The sequence below is a fragment of the Streptomyces inhibens genome (assembly GCF_003389455.1).
GTDB classification, from domain to species: Bacteria; Actinomycetota; Actinomycetes; order Streptomycetales; family Streptomycetaceae; genus Streptomyces; species Streptomyces inhibens.
The window spans coordinates 81,838-100,188 of record NZ_QUAC01000198.1 but is presented as its reverse complement, the minus strand read 5'-3'; the positions used below and the strand labels follow the sequence as shown (position 1 = coordinate 100,188).

The 18,351-nt window shown below is 70.6% G+C and carries 15 protein-coding genes; 4 read left to right on the top strand and 11 right to left on the bottom strand.

The window, feature by feature from the left end; genetic code table 11:
• Positions 1 to 1,225: glycoside hydrolase family 27 protein (locus DY245_RS24840; RefSeq protein ID WP_147318369.1), on the top strand; the 1,225-nt coding region annotated here is incomplete at its 5' end.
• Between the two features lie 25 nt (positions 1,226 to 1,250).
• Here the strand turns inward: DY245_RS24840 and DY245_RS24835 are convergent.
• Genes DY245_RS24835 through DY245_RS24825 form a run of 3 tightly spaced genes read right to left on the bottom strand, consistent with a single transcriptional unit; the run spans position 1,251 to position 5,265 of the window.
• Positions 1,251 to 3,362: a serine/threonine-protein kinase gene (locus tag DY245_RS24835; RefSeq protein ID WP_128509445.1), complete on the bottom strand. Its 2,112-nt coding sequence runs from the start codon at positions 3,360 to 3,362 to the stop codon at positions 1,251 to 1,253.
• Between the two features lie 39 nt (positions 3,363 to 3,401).
• On the bottom strand, positions 3,402 to 4,310 hold the full coding sequence (locus DY245_RS24830; RefSeq protein WP_128509444.1) for an oxygenase MpaB family protein: 909 nt from the start codon (positions 4,308 to 4,310) through the stop codon (positions 3,402 to 3,404).
• 22 nt (positions 4,311 to 4,332) lie between these two features.
• The gene (locus DY245_RS24825; protein ID WP_128509443.1) at positions 4,333 to 5,265 is read right to left on the bottom strand and encodes a LysR family transcriptional regulator; all 933 of its coding nucleotides are present in this window, start codon (positions 5,263 to 5,265) and stop codon (positions 4,333 to 4,335) included.
• A gap of 84 nt (positions 5,266 to 5,349) precedes the next feature.
• On the opposite strand from DY245_RS24825, the gene DY245_RS24820 reads away from it, so the two are divergent.
• The 3 genes from DY245_RS24820 (at position 5,350) to DY245_RS24810 (ending at position 6,992) form a co-directional block, all read left to right on the top strand.
• Positions 5,350 to 6,111 (top strand): sulfite exporter TauE/SafE family protein, encoded by a 762-nt coding sequence (locus DY245_RS24820; RefSeq protein WP_128509442.1) that lies wholly within the window; start codon positions 5,350 to 5,352, stop codon positions 6,109 to 6,111.
• A gap of 57 nt (positions 6,112 to 6,168) precedes the next feature.
• Positions 6,169 to 6,720, top strand: a complete 552-nt coding sequence (locus DY245_RS24815; RefSeq protein WP_128509441.1) for a hypothetical protein — start codon at positions 6,169 to 6,171, stop codon at positions 6,718 to 6,720.
• Between the two features lie 83 nt (positions 6,721 to 6,803).
• Positions 6,804 to 6,992, top strand: coding sequence for a hypothetical protein (locus tag DY245_RS24810; RefSeq protein ID WP_128509440.1), 189 nt, complete (start codon positions 6,804 to 6,806; stop codon positions 6,990 to 6,992).
• 56 nt (positions 6,993 to 7,048) lie between these two features.
• Here DY245_RS24810 and DY245_RS24805 read toward each other — a convergent pair whose 3' ends face one another.
• From DY245_RS24805 to DY245_RS24770, 8 genes are read right to left on the bottom strand one after another with little or no spacing between them, the layout of a single operon-like run.
• Positions 7,049 to 8,320, bottom strand: coding sequence for a cytochrome P450 (locus tag DY245_RS24805; RefSeq protein WP_128509456.1), 1,272 nt, complete (start codon positions 8,318 to 8,320; stop codon positions 7,049 to 7,051).
• 19 nt (positions 8,321 to 8,339) lie between these two features.
• The gene (locus tag DY245_RS24800; RefSeq protein ID WP_128509439.1) at positions 8,340 to 9,368 is read right to left on the bottom strand and encodes a C45 family autoproteolytic acyltransferase/hydrolase; all 1,029 of its coding nucleotides are present in this window, start codon (positions 9,366 to 9,368) and stop codon (positions 8,340 to 8,342) included.
• Positions 9,365 to 9,961, bottom strand: a complete 597-nt coding sequence (locus DY245_RS24795) for a GNAT family N-acetyltransferase (RefSeq protein WP_128509438.1) — start codon at positions 9,959 to 9,961, stop codon at positions 9,365 to 9,367. The genes DY245_RS24800 and DY245_RS24795 overlap by 4 nt, the downstream gene beginning before the upstream one ends.
• Position 9,962: 1 nt before the next feature.
• Complete coding sequence (locus DY245_RS24790) at positions 9,963 to 10,220, bottom strand: acyl carrier protein (protein WP_128509437.1); 258 nt, start codon at positions 10,218 to 10,220, stop codon at positions 9,963 to 9,965.
• Positions 10,213 to 11,712 carry an AMP-binding protein gene (locus DY245_RS24785; RefSeq protein ID WP_128509436.1) on the bottom strand — a complete coding sequence of 500 codons (1,500 nt, stop codon included), beginning with the start codon at positions 11,710 to 11,712 and terminating at the stop codon, positions 10,213 to 10,215. Before DY245_RS24785 ends, DY245_RS24790 begins: the two co-directional genes overlap by 8 nt.
• Positions 11,709 to 15,032, bottom strand: a complete 3,324-nt coding sequence (locus tag DY245_RS24780) for a non-ribosomal peptide synthetase (RefSeq protein ID WP_128509435.1) — start codon at positions 15,030 to 15,032, stop codon at positions 11,709 to 11,711. Before DY245_RS24780 ends, DY245_RS24785 begins: the two co-directional genes overlap by 4 nt.
• On the bottom strand, positions 15,029 to 17,287 hold the full coding sequence (locus DY245_RS24775) for a class I tRNA ligase family protein (protein ID WP_128509434.1): 2,259 nt from the start codon (positions 17,285 to 17,287) through the stop codon (positions 15,029 to 15,031). Before DY245_RS24775 ends, DY245_RS24780 begins: the two co-directional genes overlap by 4 nt.
• A complete protein-coding gene (locus DY245_RS24770) occupies positions 17,287 to 18,351 on the bottom strand; it encodes an NAD(P)/FAD-dependent oxidoreductase (RefSeq protein ID WP_128509433.1) in 1,065 nt (354 codons plus the stop codon). Before DY245_RS24770 ends, DY245_RS24775 begins: the two co-directional genes overlap by 1 nt.

Here is an 18,351-nt window from a genome sequence, read left to right as displayed (position 1 = left end):
GGCCCCCGCGCCCGCCTCCGCCGCCCCCGACCCGGCCCGCGCGCCCGGCGCCCCGCGCACCGCGGCGCGGTATCCGGATCTGGCCCCGACACCGCCGATGGGCTGGAACAACTGGTCGTACTACATGTGCAACATCAACGAGAAGGTGGTGCTCGACAATGCGCGGGCGCTGGTCCGTACGGGGCTGGCGCACAGGGGCTATGACACCGTCACGGTCGACGACTGCTGGATGAGCAAGCAGCGCGGCCCCAAGGGTGAGCTGGTGCCGGACCGGACGAAGTTCCCGCACGGCATGGCGTACCTCGGAGCGCAGCTGCACCGGATGGGGCTGAAGTTCGGCATCTACGAGGACGTCGGGACGCTCACCTGTGAGAAGTATCCGGGCACTTTCGGCCACTTCAAGCAGGACGCGGAGCTGTTCGCGCGCTGGAAGGTGGACTACGTCAAGGCGGACGGCTGCAATGTGCCCACCACCCCGGGACGCAGCAAGGAGGAGACCTACCGCGGTCTGTACGGGCAGATGAGCAGCGCCCTGCGGGCCACCGGCCGTCCGATGACCTTCTCGGTGTCCGCGCCGGCCTACTTCCAGTTCGACGGCGACAGCGTCTGGCACCGTGTCATCGGCTGGTCGGCCGAGCTCGGCAATCTGTGGCGGGGCGGGCGGGATGTGGCGCTGCAACAGAGCACACCGGCCGCGAAGTGGAACTCGATCGTCTACAACTTCCGCTACAACGCGCATCTGGCCGACCTCCAGCGGCCCGGACGCTGGAACGACCCGGACTTCCTGCTGGCCGGTGACTCGGGCCTGACGCGGCACGAGATGCAGAGCCAGATGTCGCTGTGGGCGATGATGGCGGCCCCGCTGATCTCCAGCACGGATCTCGGCAAGCTGTCCCCGGCGGCGCGCGAGATCCTCGGGAACAAGGAGGTCATCGCCGTCGACCAGGATTCCCTGGGCGTCCAGGGGCATATCGTGCAGCAGGACGCGCGCTCCGCGGTGCTGACCAAGCCGCTGAGGAACGGCGACCGGGCGATCGCCCTGTTCAACTCGGGCGACTCGCCGCGCACACTGTCCGTCACGGCGGGCGCGGCCGGGCTGCCGGAGGCCGATTCCTACCGGCTGCGCAACCTGGTCACCGGTCACCGTGGGCACAGCGACGGCGGCATCGTGGCGAAGGATGTGCCGCCGCACGGCACGGTGCTCTACCGGGTCACTCCGAGCTGATGCGGTAAACGACGGGCCGCCCCCGCTACCGCCGGCGTTCGGCGCGCTCCTGGCGCAGTGCCGCGACCCGGCGGTGCAGGGCGGCCGCCTCGCCCGCGCGGCCCAGCTGCTCCAGGCACTGGGCGAGGTCGGTGTGGCTGGCCAGCACGTCGAGATGCGACGCGCCCAGGATCCGTTCGCGGGCGTCGGCGACCTGGCGGTAGATGTCCTCCGCCTCGCTCCAGCGGCCGAGCCAGCCGAGGGCCACGGCACTCTCCCGGCGGCTGACGAGGGTGTCGGGGTGGTCGGGGCCGAGCACCCGCTCGCGCGCCGCGGCCACCTCGCGGGCCTCCACGAGCGCCTCCTGCCAGCGGTTCTGCCGCCCGAGGTTGACGCCCAGACCGTGCCGGGCGCGCAGCGTGTCCCGGTCGTCGGCGCCCTGGGCGCGGGTACGGGCCGCGACCAGGTCCCGGTAGAGGGCCAGGGCATCCGCGCTGCGGCCGAGCCGGCCGAGGCAGATGCCGACCTCGTAGCGGGCGGCGAGGGTGTCGGGGTGGTCGGGGCCGAGCGTCTCGGCGCGCGCCGCCGCGACCTCCTGATACGTCTGCAGAGCGGCCGTCCACTTGCCCAACTTGCCGAGTATGTAGGCGAGTTCGTAGCGGGTGGTGAGGGTGTCGGGGTGGTTCGCACCGAGCACCCGGGCGCGTGCCCCGGCCACCTCGCGGGCCATGGCACGGCAGTCCTCCAGCCGTCCCAGCCGGCCGAGGTTGAGCGCGACATGGTGGCGGCAGCTCAGGGTGTCGGGGTGGTCGGGGCCCAGCGCGCGTTCCCGGCCGGCCAGTACCTCGGCGTAGGTCTGGTGTGCCTCGAAGTGCCGGCCCAGGCGGCCCAGCGCACGACCGGACTCCAGGCGGCTGGTGAGGGTGTCGGGATGGTCGGGGCCGAGGAGCCGCTCGCGTTCGGCGGCGAGCGCGCGATGGGCCTCGCCCGCCTCCTCCCAGCGGCCGAGCCGGCCGAGGTTCAGCGCGGCGGTGTGCCGGCCGGCCAGCGCGGCGAGGGCGGCGCGGCGGTCGTCCGGAAGTGCCGGGCCGGCGATACCGGCTGCCGGGGAGGCGTCGCCGCGCTGCGGATCGCCGCCGCTGGTCCAGGCGTCGGTGAGGACCGTGGCGGCCCGGTCCGAGGCGTAGCGGCGCGGCCGGTCGAGGCCTGCCGGGGAGCCGAGGGTCATGCCCTGGGTCCAGGAGGGCAGCCGCCGGTCGGGGGCGGTCATCACACCGGGGCCGATCGCGGGGCCCCGGCCGGGGTACGGATGGCGGGCGTCGGCGAGGCGTTTGGCCAGCGCGTCGGCGTCCCGGGGGCGGTTGTCGGGCTCCTTGGCGAGCAGTTCGAGCATGATCCGCTCGTAGGCCTCGGGCAGGTCGGGGCGGAGCGTACGCGGCGGGGTCGGTGCGGTGTCGCGGTGGCCGATGAGCACCGCCCAGGCGTCGCCGAGGTCGAACGGCGGGACGCCGGTGGCGAGCTCGTAGAGCACACAGCCGAGCGAGTAGAGGTCGCTGCGGTGGTCTATGGCGTGTGCGCCGATCTGTTCGGGCGACATGTAGTGCGGGCTGCCCATGGCGATGCCGGTGCCGGTGAGGCGGGCGGTGAAGCCGATGTCGTGGCCGAGGCGGGCGATGCCGAAGTCGCAGATCTTGACCGTGCCGTCGGTGGTCCGGACGATGTTCGCCGGTTTCAGATCGCGGTGCACGATGGATTGTTCGTGGGTGTAGGCGAGCGCGGCGGTGACCTGTTCGGCGATCTCGATGACGTCCGGGACGGGCAGCGGCTGGCGTCGGTTGTCGTCCAGCAGCTGGCTGAGGTTACGGCCGCTGAGCAGCTCCATGACGATGAAGAGGGTGCCGTCGTCCTCGCCGAAGTCATGGACGACGGTGATACCGCGGTGCTGGAGGGCGGCCGCGACCCGGGCCTCGCGGCGGAAGCGTTCGCGCAGCACCTGGAGGAACGACGGTTCGTGCCGGGGGCCCAGCGGCTTGAGGCATTTGACGGCGACCTGCCGTCCCAGTGATTCGTCGCGGGCCCGCCACACCTCGCCCATGCCGCCCCGCCCGATGGTGTCGAGCAGCCGGTAGCGCCCCTGGATCAGTCTGTTTTCCGGCATTGTGTATCGCCGTCCCCGTCCCCGTCCCCGTTGCCGCGGTCAGCCGCGCAGCTCCCCCTGCGTGTCCTCCTGCGTGCTCTTCTGCCGGTCCAGTATGGCGGCGGAACGGCGGAGCTTGTAGGGCGCTGGGCGGGCGCCGGGGCCGAGTCGCTCGACGGCGCGCAGGATGTGCCGGGGTGGCAGCTGCCAGCGGACCGTGGGCGGAATGGCGCGAAGGAGACGGCCGGTGGCGCGGAGTCTGCGGGTGACGGTGGCGGGCGGGGGCGCGGAGCGGCCGTAGAGCTGGTGTGCGTACGCCGGGAGCGCGCCGTAGGCGAGCCGTGCCACTTGCTGCCAGAGCAGTGCGCGGGCGGGGACGAGCGGGGCGGGGGTCGGTGGCCGGCGCAGGAAGTCGTCCACCTCCCGGGCCTCGCGGGTGAGCGCCAGTTCGGGCCGTACGCGGGTGAAGTAGGCGGCGAGCGCGGCCCGGTCGCCGGGGACGTCGGCCGTGTCGAGGCCGACGAGCCGGGCGCTCTCGCATTGTTCGTGGAGGTAGGCGTCGGCCTGGGCGTCGCTGACGGGGTAGCCGGAGCGGCGCAGTACGTGCAGGTAGGAGTCGACCTCGGCGCAGTGCACCCAGAGCAGCAGCGCCGGCTCGTCGATGCCGTAGCGCTCGCCGGTGGCCGGGTCGGTGGCGGTCAGCCGGCGGTGGATGCCGCGGACCTTGGCGCCGGCCTGTTCGGCGGCCTCGGTCGTGCCGTAGGTGAGGGTGCCGACGAAGTTGGCGGTCCGCATCAGCCGGCCCCAGGCGTCTCTCCTGAAGTCAGAGTTCTGGATGACACCGCGCACCGCGCGCGGGTGCAGCGCCTGGAGGTACAGCGCGCGAATGCCCGCGATCCACATCATCGGGTCGCCGTGCATCTGCCAGGTCACCGAACGGGGCCCGAAGAGCCCGGGGTCGCCTGCCATCACCACACCTCCAGTGTGACCGTCAGCGGTACTTGGCATCCCCGATACTGCCGGGGAAGGCCGGCTCGGACAGTGCCGCTTGCCGCAGGTGTTCGGCGAGCGCCGCGGTGGCCGTCGACGAGGTCCGGTCCTTGACGCCCCAGGCCAGCAGATGGTGACGGCGTGCCCAGGGATCCTGTAGTTCACACACATCGAGTGGCCGGCCGGGGTCGATGGCGCGGCGCGGTACGAGGGCGAGCCCGACGCCGGCGGCCGCGAGGGCGACGAGGACGTTGAGGTTGGCAACGCTGGTGCGGTATCGCACGACCGGTGCGTGGGGACCGAGGTGCTTCTCGATCCAGCGTCGCAGCGAGGAGTCGGCGTCGAGCCCGACGAGAGGGTGCTCGGCGACCTCGCTGTAGGTCAACGCGGTGCGGCCGGCGAGAATCCCGCCGGCCTGGCCGATCACCACGAGGGAGTCGTCGCCGAGGGGTTCCATGTCGAGGCCGCAGTCGCGGGCCTCGTCGTCGAGAACGACCCCCAGGTCCGCCTCTCCGTCGGCGAGCATCCGCACGGTCTGTGGGGTGCGGCTTTCGGAAGCCGTGACGTCGACGTCCGGGTGGGCCCGGAGGAACGAGACCAGGGCTTGCGGCACGAGCCGGTGCATCGCGGAACCGCCGCCCAGCAGGGTCAGTGGAGCGGTCGGGGACCGGGTATAGCTCGCGACGGCGCTTTCGAGCCGCGCTGTCTGGGCGAGGACCTCGCGTGCGTGCCGGGCAAGTGTCGTCCCCGCCGGGGTGGGCCGCACTCCCCGCCGGCCGCGGATCAGCAGTGCCACGCCGGCGTGGTGCTCCAGCGAGCGCACCCTGGCGCTGGCCGAAGGCAGGCTCAGGTGCATCCGGCGAGCGCCCGCCGTGATCGACCCCTCCGCCACGATGTCGAGGAAGAGCCGCAGGTCGTCCAGGTCATAGCGCACCCTCACAAGCCTATGGCACAGCCTTAGGCTGGGTACACCGATTACGCATTGTGGGCCCACCAGACACGGGGTGATGCTCGGCAGGTGTCCGAGATATTGCTTGTCCTGTTGGCCGGTGCTGCCGCCGGAGTGCTGAACGCCTTCGGCGGTGGAGGCACGTTCGTGGCGCTGCCCGCGCTGGTCGCGGTCGGCCTGTCCCCCGTGACGGCGAACGCGTCATCGACCATCGCCCTTGTCCCCGGCGCCGTGGCCAGCGGATGGGTCTACCGACGCGAACTCACCCCGGTCGGGACGGTGTCCACGACGGCGCTCACCACGATCAGCGTGGCCGGGGGCGGCGTCGGCGCCGGCCTGCTGCTGGCGCTGCCGGCAGCGTCCTTCGACGCCGCGGTGCCGTGGCTGCTCGCTTTCGCCACGGTGATCCTCGCCTTCGGGCGCCGCCTCTCCCGTGCGTTGAGCACCGCGCTGGGCCGCCAGCTCAGCATGAGCTCCCGCACCGTCCTTATCGGCCAGTTCCTCCTCGCCATGTACGGCGGATACTTCGGCGGTGCCGTAGGCATCATGATGCTGGCCCTGTGGAGCGTCGGCCTTGGCCTCGACACCGCGGTCAGCAACCCGATGCGGGTCACCCAGCTCGCGGCCATCTATCTCAGCGCGACCGCGCTGTTCCTCATCGCTTCGGACGCACTGAACGCTCCGCTGGTCCTCGCCGGCATGCTGACCGGCGCGGTGGCCGGCGGCTTCGCCGGCGCCCACCTCGCACGCCGTCTCTCCGCGAAGCTGCTGCGGGGCATCATCCTGACCACCGCCGTGACCATGACCGTCCTCTATTTCCTCCGCAGTTGACCACGCAGGAGAGCCGCAGTGACCTTCCATCAAGCATCGGAGCCAAGGCTGACCGACATGACCGACGGCGACACCGGAGCCGCTGCTCCGTACACGGAGGCGACCCGAGCGCGACTGGTGACGGCCTACGAGGCATACGAACTGGCCGACCTGGCGCGCGCCGCCGTCCCGATCGGCGAGCACGAGCTGAACCCCGATGGCACCGTCCATTCCCCGGGCTCCGTGCTGGCCGACGCCGCCCGGGTGCTCAGGGCCGCGCACCGGTTCTTCGAAGCCGCCGCCGTGTTCGAGCGACTGGGTGGCGCAAGCTGGCAACTCATCGGCGACGCCCTGGACATAGCGCCGCAAACCGCGCGGGTGCGCTTCGCGATGGCCGAGACCCGCTTCCGGGAGGAACTGCTCTCCCCCGAGGTGACCGGCTCCACCGGAGCCGACGGCGAGGTGAGCTGGTGGCGGGCCTATATGGCCAGGGAACCGCTGGAGGCAGCGCTCGACCTCGACGACTGGGTACTGCGCCACGAGGACGGGGACAGCGACCTCGGCACCGCGCCGGTGTCCGGCGGCCTGGTCCGGATGGATCCCCGGCGCCGTGCCGAGCAGCATTCCTGATCCGTCGATCCCGTGGCGTGTCCGCCGTCGTGGGCACATGGGTACGGGGGCACATGGGCACGGGGAACACCGAGGGGAGAAACGTGGACGCATCATCATCCGACGTGGCCCGGCTTCTGCGGGCATTCGCCATGCGCGCCTTTGTCCTTGCCGTTTTCGTCGGCATCGCGGGCGAATCGGTGCTGACGGTCATTTTCGCGCTTATCGGTCTCGGGCTCCTCCTCGCACCGGCCCACGCGGCGGCGGAGCGTCGAGAGGACGTCGTTCCCTGAGCGCCCCGGATCTCGCCGCCGACCGCAGCGGCGAGATCGGGGACGTCACGCACGTCTCAGAGCACCAGTTCCTCCAACTCGGCCGACACCGGTTCGAAACGCACCGGCAGGCTGCTGATCCCGGTGAGGAGATTGGAATAGATCCGCTGGACGGGCCCGACGATCTCGAACCCCGCGGTGAAGTCACGAAGCGCGAGCAGCATCTCAGAAATCTCCAGCCTCGCCAGATACGCGCCGATGCAGAAATGCGGACCGTGCCCGAACGCTATGTGCTTGTTCGGCGACCGGTCGATGAGGAACCGGTCCGGGTCGGCGAAGACGCTCTCGTCACGGTTTCCCGAGACATTCCACACCGTCACCACCTCACCCTTCTTGATCCGGGTGCCGTGGATTTCCACGTCCCGCACCGCGGTGCGGCCGAAATGCATGGTCGGTGAGGCCCAGCGCAACACCTCTTCGGTCGCCGGCTTGACGGACACATCGCCGCGCTTGAACGACGCCCACTGGTCCGGATTGGCGCCGAAACTGTGCACGGCGTCGATCATCGCGAGGCGACTGGTCGCGTCCCCGCCGAGGATCAGGCTGTAGCAGTTGAGCACGATCTCGTCCTCACTGAGGAACTCGCCGTCGATCGTGCTGCCGGCCAGCACGCTGACCACGTCGTCCCGCGGCGCGGCTCGGCGCTCCTCGACCATGCCGACGAAGTACTGCAGGATCTCGTTGCGGGCGGCGTCGGCCGCCTCGGAGTACTCCCCCTGGTCGTCCGAACTGATCGCGGACTTGGTCAGGCTGAGCATGTACTCCCGGTCCTGGCCCGGAACTCCGAGCAGGTCACAGATCGTGGCCATCGGAATCTTGCTCGCGACATCCAGCGCGAAGTCGCCTTCACCGCGGTCGATCGCTTCCGCCAGCAGTGTCCGGGTGGTCCGGCGGACGTGCTCGCCTATCCGGCTCAGCACGCGCGGCGAGAACGCCTTCAACAGCACATTGCGCAACTCCTTGTGCCGCTGCCCGTCGGTCACCGGGACCATCTTGCCGGCCGCCGAATCACCGTCGCCGAGCAGCGTGATCAGGACGTTGCCACGCTCCGAGGTGAAGGTGGCGTTGTCCCGGTAAAGGTCGACGATGTCGGCGTACCGGCTGAGCACCCAGAAGCCGGGATTGTTCCCGACCGCCGGATGCCGGTAAAGCGGCTGGTTCGCCCGTAACGTGCGCCAGAAATCAGTCAGGTCGTAATCCGCGAACGTCTGCGGGTCCGCCAGGTTCACGCTGGCCAGATCGTCCGGAGTCGCACGGATGGGCAGGTCTTCCACAGGCTTGACCTCCATTTCGAACCGGTGAAACAGATCAGAGGCGGAAAGACTGGGTTCTCGACAGCCGGGGATCACCCGGCCGCAGATGCAGCGCTCCGTTCTTCGCATCGAGGACAACGGCGGCGACGGTGCGCTCCCTGCGGATATCGCCGTCGTCGGCAACACAGATCGGCGGCTGCGACAACACCGCGAAGTGCTCGTCGGGATCCGCGTCCGCAGGCAGCGCCCGCAGAGCGGATTTCGCCATCTGGAAGCGGCGCAGCGAGGAGTTGCGGGCGAAGACGTTCAACTCGTCCCGGCCGGTGAACTCCGGGGCGAGAAAGTGGTTGGTGTGCACCGACTCCCGCGTCGTCGTCACCCGGTACTCGTCGCCGAGGACTTCCACGCAGGCGGTCCCGGTGGCATCGGCGAGCACGATCGTGCGGGAGCTGGCGAGGGGCAGCGAGCGCAGCATGGCGATCGCCGAGTCCACCGAGGTCGCGGTGTCGAGCAGATGGCGAATGGCCAGATAGGGCGGCAGCCCCGGTCCCCAGCGCCCGCCGAGCACCAGGTTCAGACCGACCGCGAGGCCACGGGAGTTGACGCCGAGGTAGCCGAGCAGTCCGGCGAAACTCAGCACCAGGGCCTTGCGGTCGCCATGGCCGACTTCGAGCACCGCGATCTGGTCGTCCAGATTCCCGTTCAGATCCACGGTTTGCGCCAGCACCCCCGGCCGGGCGTAGGTGGTGCAGTCACCCCTGGTGGGGATCCGCTGATATCCCATGATCTCGCGGCGCAACTGGAGCAGGGTGGCCTCGTCAGGGGTCAGCCCGGCGCCGGCCGCGAGTCCGGCGATCTCGTCGGCCAGCCGCGGCGTCGACCGGGTGATCTCCGCCCGGTAGGCGGCGATGTCGCCGGCCAGGCCGGCTGCCGACACGGCGGTGGGCAGCAGGTGGTTCAGCCGGGCGACGCCATCGTCGAGGAAGGCGCGCAACCGCTTCTTCAGGGCGGTGCCATGCGCGAGGCCGAGGTCGTACGGTTCGCCATGGGCGAGTACGTGCGCCACCGCGAAGGTCGTTGTCACTCAGCGTCCGCCTTGGCCGTGAGCCGGTCGCGTACCGAGGGCCATTCGGCACGCAGGACGCTGTAGTACACGGCGTCACGGCGAGTACCGTCCGGCATCGGGTTGAAGCTGCGCAGGATTCCTTCCTCGGTCGCGCCGATGTTGCGCAGGGCGCGGCGGGCCTGCTCGTTGCGCCGGTCGGTCTTGAACTCGACGCGCTCGGCGCCGAGTTGCTCGAAGGCATGCCGTAGCAACAACAACTTGGCGTGGCGGTTGACTCCTGCGCCGCGGAAGTCCCGGCCGAGCCAGGACCAGCCGATCTCCAGCCGGCCGTCCGGTTCGGACAGGTTGCCGTAGCTCATCGACCCGGCGGTGCGGCCGGTGGCCAGGTCGGTGATGTGGAAGACGACCCGCCGACCGGCTTCGTGGTCGGCGATCATCGTGTCGAAGAAGGTCTTGAAGGATGCCTCGTCGCTGACCAGCGCCACGAAGTAGCGCCAGATGGCCGGGTCCATCGCCACTGACCGGATCGGCTCCCGGTCGGCGGCGGTGATGGGCCGCAGGCGGACAACGCCGTTGTCCAGTACGGCCGGAGCGCGCTCGGACCAGCTCATCTCAACGCACCTCCGCATGCCGGGACAGCGCCTCGACGACCTGCCCGAGCGTGCGCATCGCGGCGAGGTCGTGTTCGGTGAAGTGGTGCAGCCCGACCTGGGTCCGGTCGCACACGGACGTCAGGAACAGCACCTTGTTCAGCGATGTGAGGCCGAGGTGGTCGAGTTCCACGTCGGGATCGATGGCTTCCGGTGGCAGGCTCTGCGGCAGGACCTCGGCCAGCGCGGCGCGGGCCGTTGTCTCGATGGTGTCAGGCACGGATTCCCTCCTCGGGGTCGATGACGAGGCGGCGGTAGCGTGCCTCGATCTGTTTGCGGCGGGGCTTGAACTGGGAGCTGAGCAGCCCGTTGTCGACGGTGAACCGGTCCGCCAGGACGACCTTGGCGACCTGCTCGTCGTGGTCGAGGGCGGCGTTGGCCTGCCGCAGCGCCGCCGCGATCAGCTCGGTGTCCACCGGGTTGACCGCCGGCGAGACGATGGCGACGAGTTGCCGCTGCGACGGGTTGGTCACCACGCAGTCCTCGATCGCCGTGCAGGCCTTGAGACGTTCCTCGATCGGCCGCACGATGATCTTCTTGCCGTTCTCCAGCACGATCACGTCGTCGGCCCGGCCGCGCACGAACAGATAGCCGTCCTCATCGAGATGGCCGAGGTCACCCGTGCGCACGATCCCCCCGGGCCGGAACATCGCCTCCGACTCGCCAGGCTCCGCGTGCTCATAGCGGGTGGCCACGGGACGCTCGCCACGGACGTTGATCACACCGTCCGCGTCGATGAGCACCTCCTTTCCCGGCAGGACCCGGCCGACGCTGCCGGGCCGGTGCGCGCCGGGGTGGTTCTTGGCCACGATGCAGGTTTCGTTGAGACCGTAGCCCTCGAAGATCGGCAGGCCGGCATCGGTGAAGTAGCGCAATGTGGCCGGGTTCGCGGGCGCGGAGCCCGTCCACAGGTAGCGGATCCGGTCGCCGAAGACCTCGATGGCCACCTCGGCCGGGGAGGCCCCGGTACGGGCGGCCCTGGCCTGCAGATGGGCGCCGGTCGTCTCGTAGAAGCCGGGCACGCCCATCACCACCGTCGGCCGCGCCGTGCGCAGGGTGGCGAACGCGGCCTCGTAGGTGCTGATCGTGACGTCGTGACCGAACACCAGCGCCGAATACACCCAATACCGTTGCTGGAGCAGGGAGAGCGGCAGGAACACGAAGATGTCGTCACCGGGACCATGGGCGAACATCTCCTGCACCGCGGCGAGCGAGCTGTCGATGCTTCCCGCGCTCGCCAGCAGCGACTTGGCCGGGCCGCTGCTGCCCGAGGTGAACTTCAGCGCGGGTGTCTCGCCGGGTTCCCACACCACGTGCGGCAATACCGCGTCGGACGGCGGGAGTTCGCGCACGGCGGCGATCGGACGCACCCGGTCTGCCGTCTCGTCCTGGTCGGTGAAGAGCACCGCAAGGCCGTAACGGGCGACGAGCTCCGCCCCGGTGGCGTCGAACTTGCCGGGGTCGAATCCCGCGGTCACCGCCTTGATCCGCAGTGCGGCCAGATCGAGCAGCACCCACTCCAGCGAGTTCGCCGCGAGGATGCCGATCCGGTCACCCGGCCGGACGCCGAGGCCGAGCAGGTGCCCGGCGACCCGTCCCGACAACTCCCAGACCTCGGTGAGGTCCCAGGATTCGGCCGCGCCCAGCCGGGCGACGGACAAGCGGTTGCCCGGCCGCGGCGGACCGCTGACCACCCGGTTGATCACACTCATTTCGCACCGCCGATCCGGGCGGCCATCGCCCGTACCGTGTTCACCCGGACCAGCTCCGACAACGGGATGGTGACCTTGTACCGCTTGCGCACTCCGGCCAGGATGCGCGCCGCGGCGAGCGAGTCGGCGCCGATGTCGGTCAGCGGGGTCAGGGCGTCGACATCGGGCACTTTGAGCACACCCGCCCACAGCTCGGCGAGCTCCCGCTCGATGCCTTCCGCCGGTACGGCGTCGCCGGACGGGGCGGCCTCGGCCTCGGGCACCTCGTCCGAGGCCAGCCGCGGCCGGTCGACCTTGCCGTTGGCGGTCAGCGGCAGGCTGTCGTGCCACACCACGACGGACGGAACCATGTACTCCGGCAGTTGGTCGCGCAGCGCCGCACGGAGCTCGTCCTCCAGGCGCCGTCGCTCGCCGTCCGGCATGGGTGCCGGCTGGTCCTGTTCGCCGGGAACCAGGTGCGCGACCAGCCGGTCGCCCCGGCTGCCCGGCCGGCGGACCACCGCTGCCTGCCGCACGCCGGGCAGCGCGACCAGCCGCGTCTCCACCTCGCCGGCTTCGATCCGGTAGCCGTTGACCTTGATCTGGAAGTCCGCCCGGCCGAGGATGTCGATCTCCCCGGACGGCAGGTAGCGCCCGAGGTCGCCGGTTCGGCAGAGCCGTACGCCCCGTCGTCGGTCGAAGAAGAACTTCTCGCCGGTCGCCTGCTCGTCCTTCCAGTACCCGCGGGCCAGGCCGGTTCCCGAGGCGAAGATCTCGCCGGTCACCCAGTCCGGCAGGTCCAGCCCGTCCTCGTCGAGCACATACGCCCTGTTGTTGTCGTTCGGCCGCCCGTACGGGATGCTCCGCGAGCCGTCCTCGTCCGGACCGATCGGGTGGACGATGTTCCAGACCGTCGTCTCGGTCGGTCCGCCGAGCGAGACCACGTCGAGTCCGGGCAGGCTCGCCCGCAGGGCCGGCGGCAGTTCCGGCGGGATGCGGTCGCCGCTCATCATCACCAGCCGCAGGTCGGCGAGCGGGGTAAGACCGTCCGCGCCTGCCTGTTCGTGCAGCAGGGCAACGATCTGCGGCACCGAGTTCCACACCGTGACCCCGCCGCGCGCGCACATCTCCAGCCAGTGCGCCGGGTCGGCCGCCTTGTCGTGGTCGGGCAGCACGATCGCGGCACCGGCGGACAGCGCGCCGAACACGTCGTAGACGGACAGATCGAAGCTGAACGCGCTGATCGCGAACAGCCGGTCGCGCGGACCGACGCCGAACCGGCGGGTGCAGTCCGCGACGACGTTGGCCACGCTGCGGTGGCTGACCATGACGCCCTTCGGCGTGCCGGTCGTGCCCGAGGTGGGCAGCACATAGGCGAGGTCGTCGGGGTCCGCCCCGGCGATCGGCCCGGGCTCCGGACAGTCGTCGACTCCACTGCCGTCGAGTTCGGTGCCGCAGTCCAGCGCCAGCACCGTGCGCCGGCCGGCCGGGTCGCTCCAGCCGGAGTTGGTGAGTACGCACCGCACCTCGCCGGCGTCGAGCAGTTCCCGCTGCCGGCGGGCGGGCAGGTCCGCGTCGACCGGCAGATAGGCCGCGCCCGCCAGGAGTGTGGCCATGATCCCGACGATCTGCTCGGGGCCTCGGGTCATGACCAGCCCGACGAGCTCATCGCGGCCGGCCCCGCACGCACGCAGCCAACTCGCCGCGGCGCGGGCCCGCCGGTACAACTCGGCATAGCTCAGCTCACCGGTCGAGGTGATCACCGCCGGCGCCCCCGGACTGCGCCGCGCCTGTGCCACGAACGGTTCCTGCAACAGCTGTTGGGGCAGCGGCCGGTCGGTGTCGTTGGCGGCGCGCCTGCGGTCCCGCTGCTCGGCGGGCAGCAGGTCGAACCGGTGGTGGTGCCACTCGCTCGCGTCGGTGAGCAGATCGAGCAGGCGCTGATACCCCTGTGCCAGATCGTCCAGCAGGCCGTCCGGGAACAGTTCGTCGACGCCGTCGAGCTGGACGACGACGCCGCCGTGCTGCTCCATGGCGAACACGTTGAGCCAGGTCTGCGGTGTCTGGCTGATCGTGTGCACCTCGGGTCCGAACAGCTCCAGCGCGGAGCCGTCCACATCCGCGAGCGGATAGCCGAGGGCGCTGTTGAAGGTGAAGGGCATACGCGGCTGCCCGCCGCTGCGCAGGCCGAGTTCCCGCAGCACCTCGATGCCGGAGAAATGCCGGTTGTCGAGGTCGGTCCGCAGCCGCTCCTGCACCGCCTTGGCCCGCTCGGCGAAGGGCACGCCACGATCGAGGTCGACCGCGACGAGCATCGGGTCGCTGTACTGCCCGATCGACTCCAGGATGCGCGGGTGGATCGGCGGCCGGTTGGCCACCGTGGTGGTCAGGGTGAACCGGGGGCCGGCGCCCCAGCACGCGAGGGTTTCGGCGTACGCGGTGAACAGCAGGCCGGAGGGGGTGACACCGGCCGCGGCGGCGTGCTCCTTCAGCACCGCCCACCGCTGTGCCGGCACCCGGACCACGCGCTGGGAGAAGCGTGGTGTGGTGATCGCGGACGGGCTCTTCGCCAGCGGCAGCTCCGGATGTCCCCACAGGCTGCCGCTGTCCAGCCGCTCCAGCCAGTACGCCTTGGCCCGGGCGTACGGCTTGCGGGTGCGGGCGACCTCAAGACCGGCCACGTACGACGCGAACGAGGCCTCCTCACCGGCCGGTTGCTGCTCTCCCTCGTACCGCGCCCACCAGTCACGGAAGAACAGGAACATGCTGATCCCGTCCATGACCAGGCCGTCATGACCGACGTGCAGCACCATCCGGTCCCCGGCCAGCAGCGACACCTCGGCCGCCAGCAGCGGCGCCTGGGCGGCCGGCAGCATCCGGTGCGTCCAGCGCGCGCGTTGGGCGGCCAGCCCGGTGCCGTCGTCGTCCCGCAGGTCGACCCGGTTGATCCGGACCTCGGCCCGCGGTTCCTGTACCTGGGTCTGTGCCTGGGTGAACCGGGTACGCAGGCAGTCGTGCCGGGCGACCACGGCGTCCAGCGCGGCCTGGAGCCGGTCGACGTCCCAGTGGCCCTCGATCTCGTGGTAGACGTAGCTGGCCACGTTGCCCAGCTCGAACACCTCGTCCCGGCCGGCCAGGTAGCCCTGCTGCAACGGGGTCAGCGCGATCCCGGGGTCCGGGGTGAGGTGGGCGATGAGCTCGGACTTGACGGCCTTGATCCGGCCGACCAGCTCGGCGTCCACGCGCTCGCGCGGACCCTGCAGCCGCAGATCCGCGCCGGCGGCGACGATGCTCAGGCCCCGGGCGCTGATCTCTTCCAACACCGTCAGGTAACTGGTCATCGGGCCACCTCCTCGGTCAGCTGCCGGCTCAGCTCGGCGACGTTCCGTTCGGAGAGCAGCTCCGACATCGGCACGTCGAGATCCAGCCGCTCCAGGATCTGGTACTGCACCGCGACCGCCTGCAACGAGGAGGCGCCGAGCTCCCGCAGGGTCTTGTCCGCCACCGCCGCCTCCGCCGGCAGCCCGAGGGTGCTCCGGACCAGGTCGGCGAGCCAGGGCAGCGGGTCCGGCGCGGCTTCGTGTGGTGCGGGGACCGCCGGTTCCTGTGGTCGGTGGGTCGCCGGCTCAGAGGCGAAGAACACCTGGCCGGCCAGGTCCACCCTGGTCCCGGCGGGCACCAGGTCCACGGTGGACGGCCAGGCCGGCTCGCTCTCGCCGAGCAGGGCGGCCAGGCGACCGGCGAAGCGCGGCATGACCGGCGTGGCGACCCTGGACAGCAACCGGGCCGCCGCCACTTCCAGCGCCATCGCCGTCCGGTTCTCGGACTGCCACCCGGACGCGCCGGCGAGCACCTCCTCGCGCTCGGCGAACGCGCGCGCGTCGGTGACGATGCCCTCCAGTTCCGCGGTGGCCGCCCGTAAGGAGAACCCGTCCTGGCCGAGGTGCGCGGTCACGGCCGCCAGCCGCCCGCCCAGCCGGGCATAGAACGCGGTGTGTTCGGGGGTCCAGATTCCGGCGTCCGGAACCACGCCGCCGAACCGTGTGTTCAGCCGGCGGCCGAGGTCGTCGAGCCAGCCCTGCCAGCCGTCGATCAGCACATCGCGCACGGTCGCGGTGTAGGCCTCCCGCTCGAAATTGGTGCGCTCGCCCTCGGAGCGGGTGCGGGACAGGTAGAAGCGCACCGCGTCCACCGTCTCCGGCGCGAGGATGTCCTTGCCCCACACCGCGTGCCGCCGGCTGGTGGAGAACTTCTGGTTGTCCAGCAGGTAGAACTCGTTGACGTGGTAGTCGATGTCCGGCTCCCAGTCCGGGAACGCGAGCCCGTACAGCACCGGGTAGAGGATCGAGTGGTAGAAGCTGTTGTCGTAGCCGAAGAAATGAACGATCTTCCAGTCCTGCTCCGGCTTGTCCGCGTGCCATGTCTCGCCGATCCGGGCGCCGAGCTCGGCGATGCCGTGCAGGAAGCCGTAGGACATCTCCGGCCACACCCAGATCACCTGGTCCTCGACGCCGCGCGGCGGCACCCCCCACTGCGCGGAGTGGCTCAGCGGCAGTTCGAAGGTCTCCCGCGCGAACACCCGCTCGGCCAGTTCACGCAGTCGCGCGGGCACCCGGCCGAGCCGGTGGTGCGTGGCGACGGCCTCGCGGAACTCGTGCAACGGCAGGGCGAGCCGCGCCAGGCTGCCCGTACGGGCCGAGCCCGAGATGTTGCTGCGCGCCTCGACGAGATCGGCGACGAGGTTGGGCTCGCCGCACTCCTCGCAGATGTTGCCGCTGGTGGCGGCCGCGCAGGAGGGGCAGGTGCCGGCCACGTCGACCTCGTAGAGGTACTGGCCGGTCTCCTCGTCGAAGAGCGCGGGCAGTTCGTGCCGGGCCACCTTGCCCGACGCCTCCAGGCCGGTGAAGAAGTCGCGCAGGCCCTCGCGGTATCGGGGATCCGTGCTGGTCACGGTGAACTGGTCGGGCCGGATGTCCATCAGCTCAAGCGTTCTGGCGATCTCGGCGCTGTAGTGCGCGGCGACCTGCTCGGGCGTGCTCTGTTCCTGCGCCGCCCTGGCGACCACATAGCTCTGGTGGTCGTCGCTGCCGGTCAGGTGCCAGGCCCGCACCCCGTTCATCCGCTGGAACCGGACGAACGCGTCCGCGCCGAGATACGGCCCGGACAGATGCCCGAGGTGCAGGTCGCCATTGGGGGTCGGCGGGGTGGAGAAGACGAACACCGGCCGCTCGGCGAAGCGCCGCCGGTCGGGACGGACGGCCACCTCCCCGGCATGCCGGGGCTCACGCCAGTAGCAGGTCACGAACACGACATCGGCATCACCGGTGTTGTCGAGCACATGCGTCTCGAACGGGTCGAACTTGATGACCGTGCCCGGCCCCACCGGATGCCGCGCGCCGTCCACCACGACCTCGCCGCTGCCCGACACGATGACAAACATCTCGATCTCGTCGTGCTGGTGCGCGTCGGAGCGCTTGCCCGGCGCCACCCGGCCCCAGCCCGCCCCCAGCCCGACGACACCGGGAAGATCGATCGTGCTCATGTCGATGCCGAAGGCGTCACTGAGCGACGCGGGGTCGAAGGTGTCGATCCTCATCACACACTCCCTTTCACGCTCGTGCCCAACAACTGGACGGCCTCGGCCGCGATGGCCGGGGCGAGGCGGTAGCCGGATCCGTTGGCCGCGCCCGCGAACACCACCCGGCCATCCGGGTCGAGCCGGCGCACCAGCGGCTGCCCGGAAACGCTGTAGGCGTCGCAGAACACGCGCCCGGACGTGCAACGCAGCGCGAGCGAGGGCGCGTAACGGCTCAGGCATGCACGGGCCCGCTCCACGTCGTGCGCGACAAGATCGGCATCGACCTGGTCGGGGTCGACGTCCCAGTCCTGGCAGGTGTAGCTGAACAGCCAGTGCCCCCGGTAGGCCAGGGGAAGCAGGAAGGCGTCCTCGTCGTGGAAGACCAGCGCCCGGTCGGTCTCGTCCGCGGGCTGGTCGATGTGCAGGGCGACGATCTTCTTGATGCGCGCTCCGATCGGCGCGACCAGATCGGCCCATGCGGGCGCGTTCAGCCACGGTCCCGGCGCGAGCACCACCCGGTCGACGGTCAACCGCTCACCCGTGCTGAGCGAGAGCCCCACACCGGAGCCGCCCGGATCGAGCGCGGTGACACGGACTCCCTCGCGTACGCCGACACGCGGGCGCAGATCGGTGACGAGCGCCTGGACCAGGCGGTGCACATCGGCATACTGCGCGCCCTTGACGTCCCACACCGACAGGTGCGGCGGCACACGGACCTCGGCGCCGCAGGCATCCAGCGCGATCGGGGAATCGTCACGGCGGACCGGCTCGGTGTAGATCCTTTCCAGATCGCCCTGGCCGGCTTGCGACAGCACCGACATACCGACGGGATAGATCGGTGAAGTGGGCCGGTCGGCCTTGAGTTTTTCGTAGAACTCCTGGCTGTATCCCGACATCCGGCGCACCCGCTCGCTCGCGCCGCGCGGGAAGTGCAGTCCGGCCGAACGCCTGCTGGCGCCGCAGCCGACCGAGTCCCGTTCGAGGAGCAGCACCGTGCCGGCCGGGTGCTGATGGATGATCTGCCTGGCCACCAGGGAGCCGATGATGCCCCCACCGATCACCGCGACTGTGCCCAGATCCAT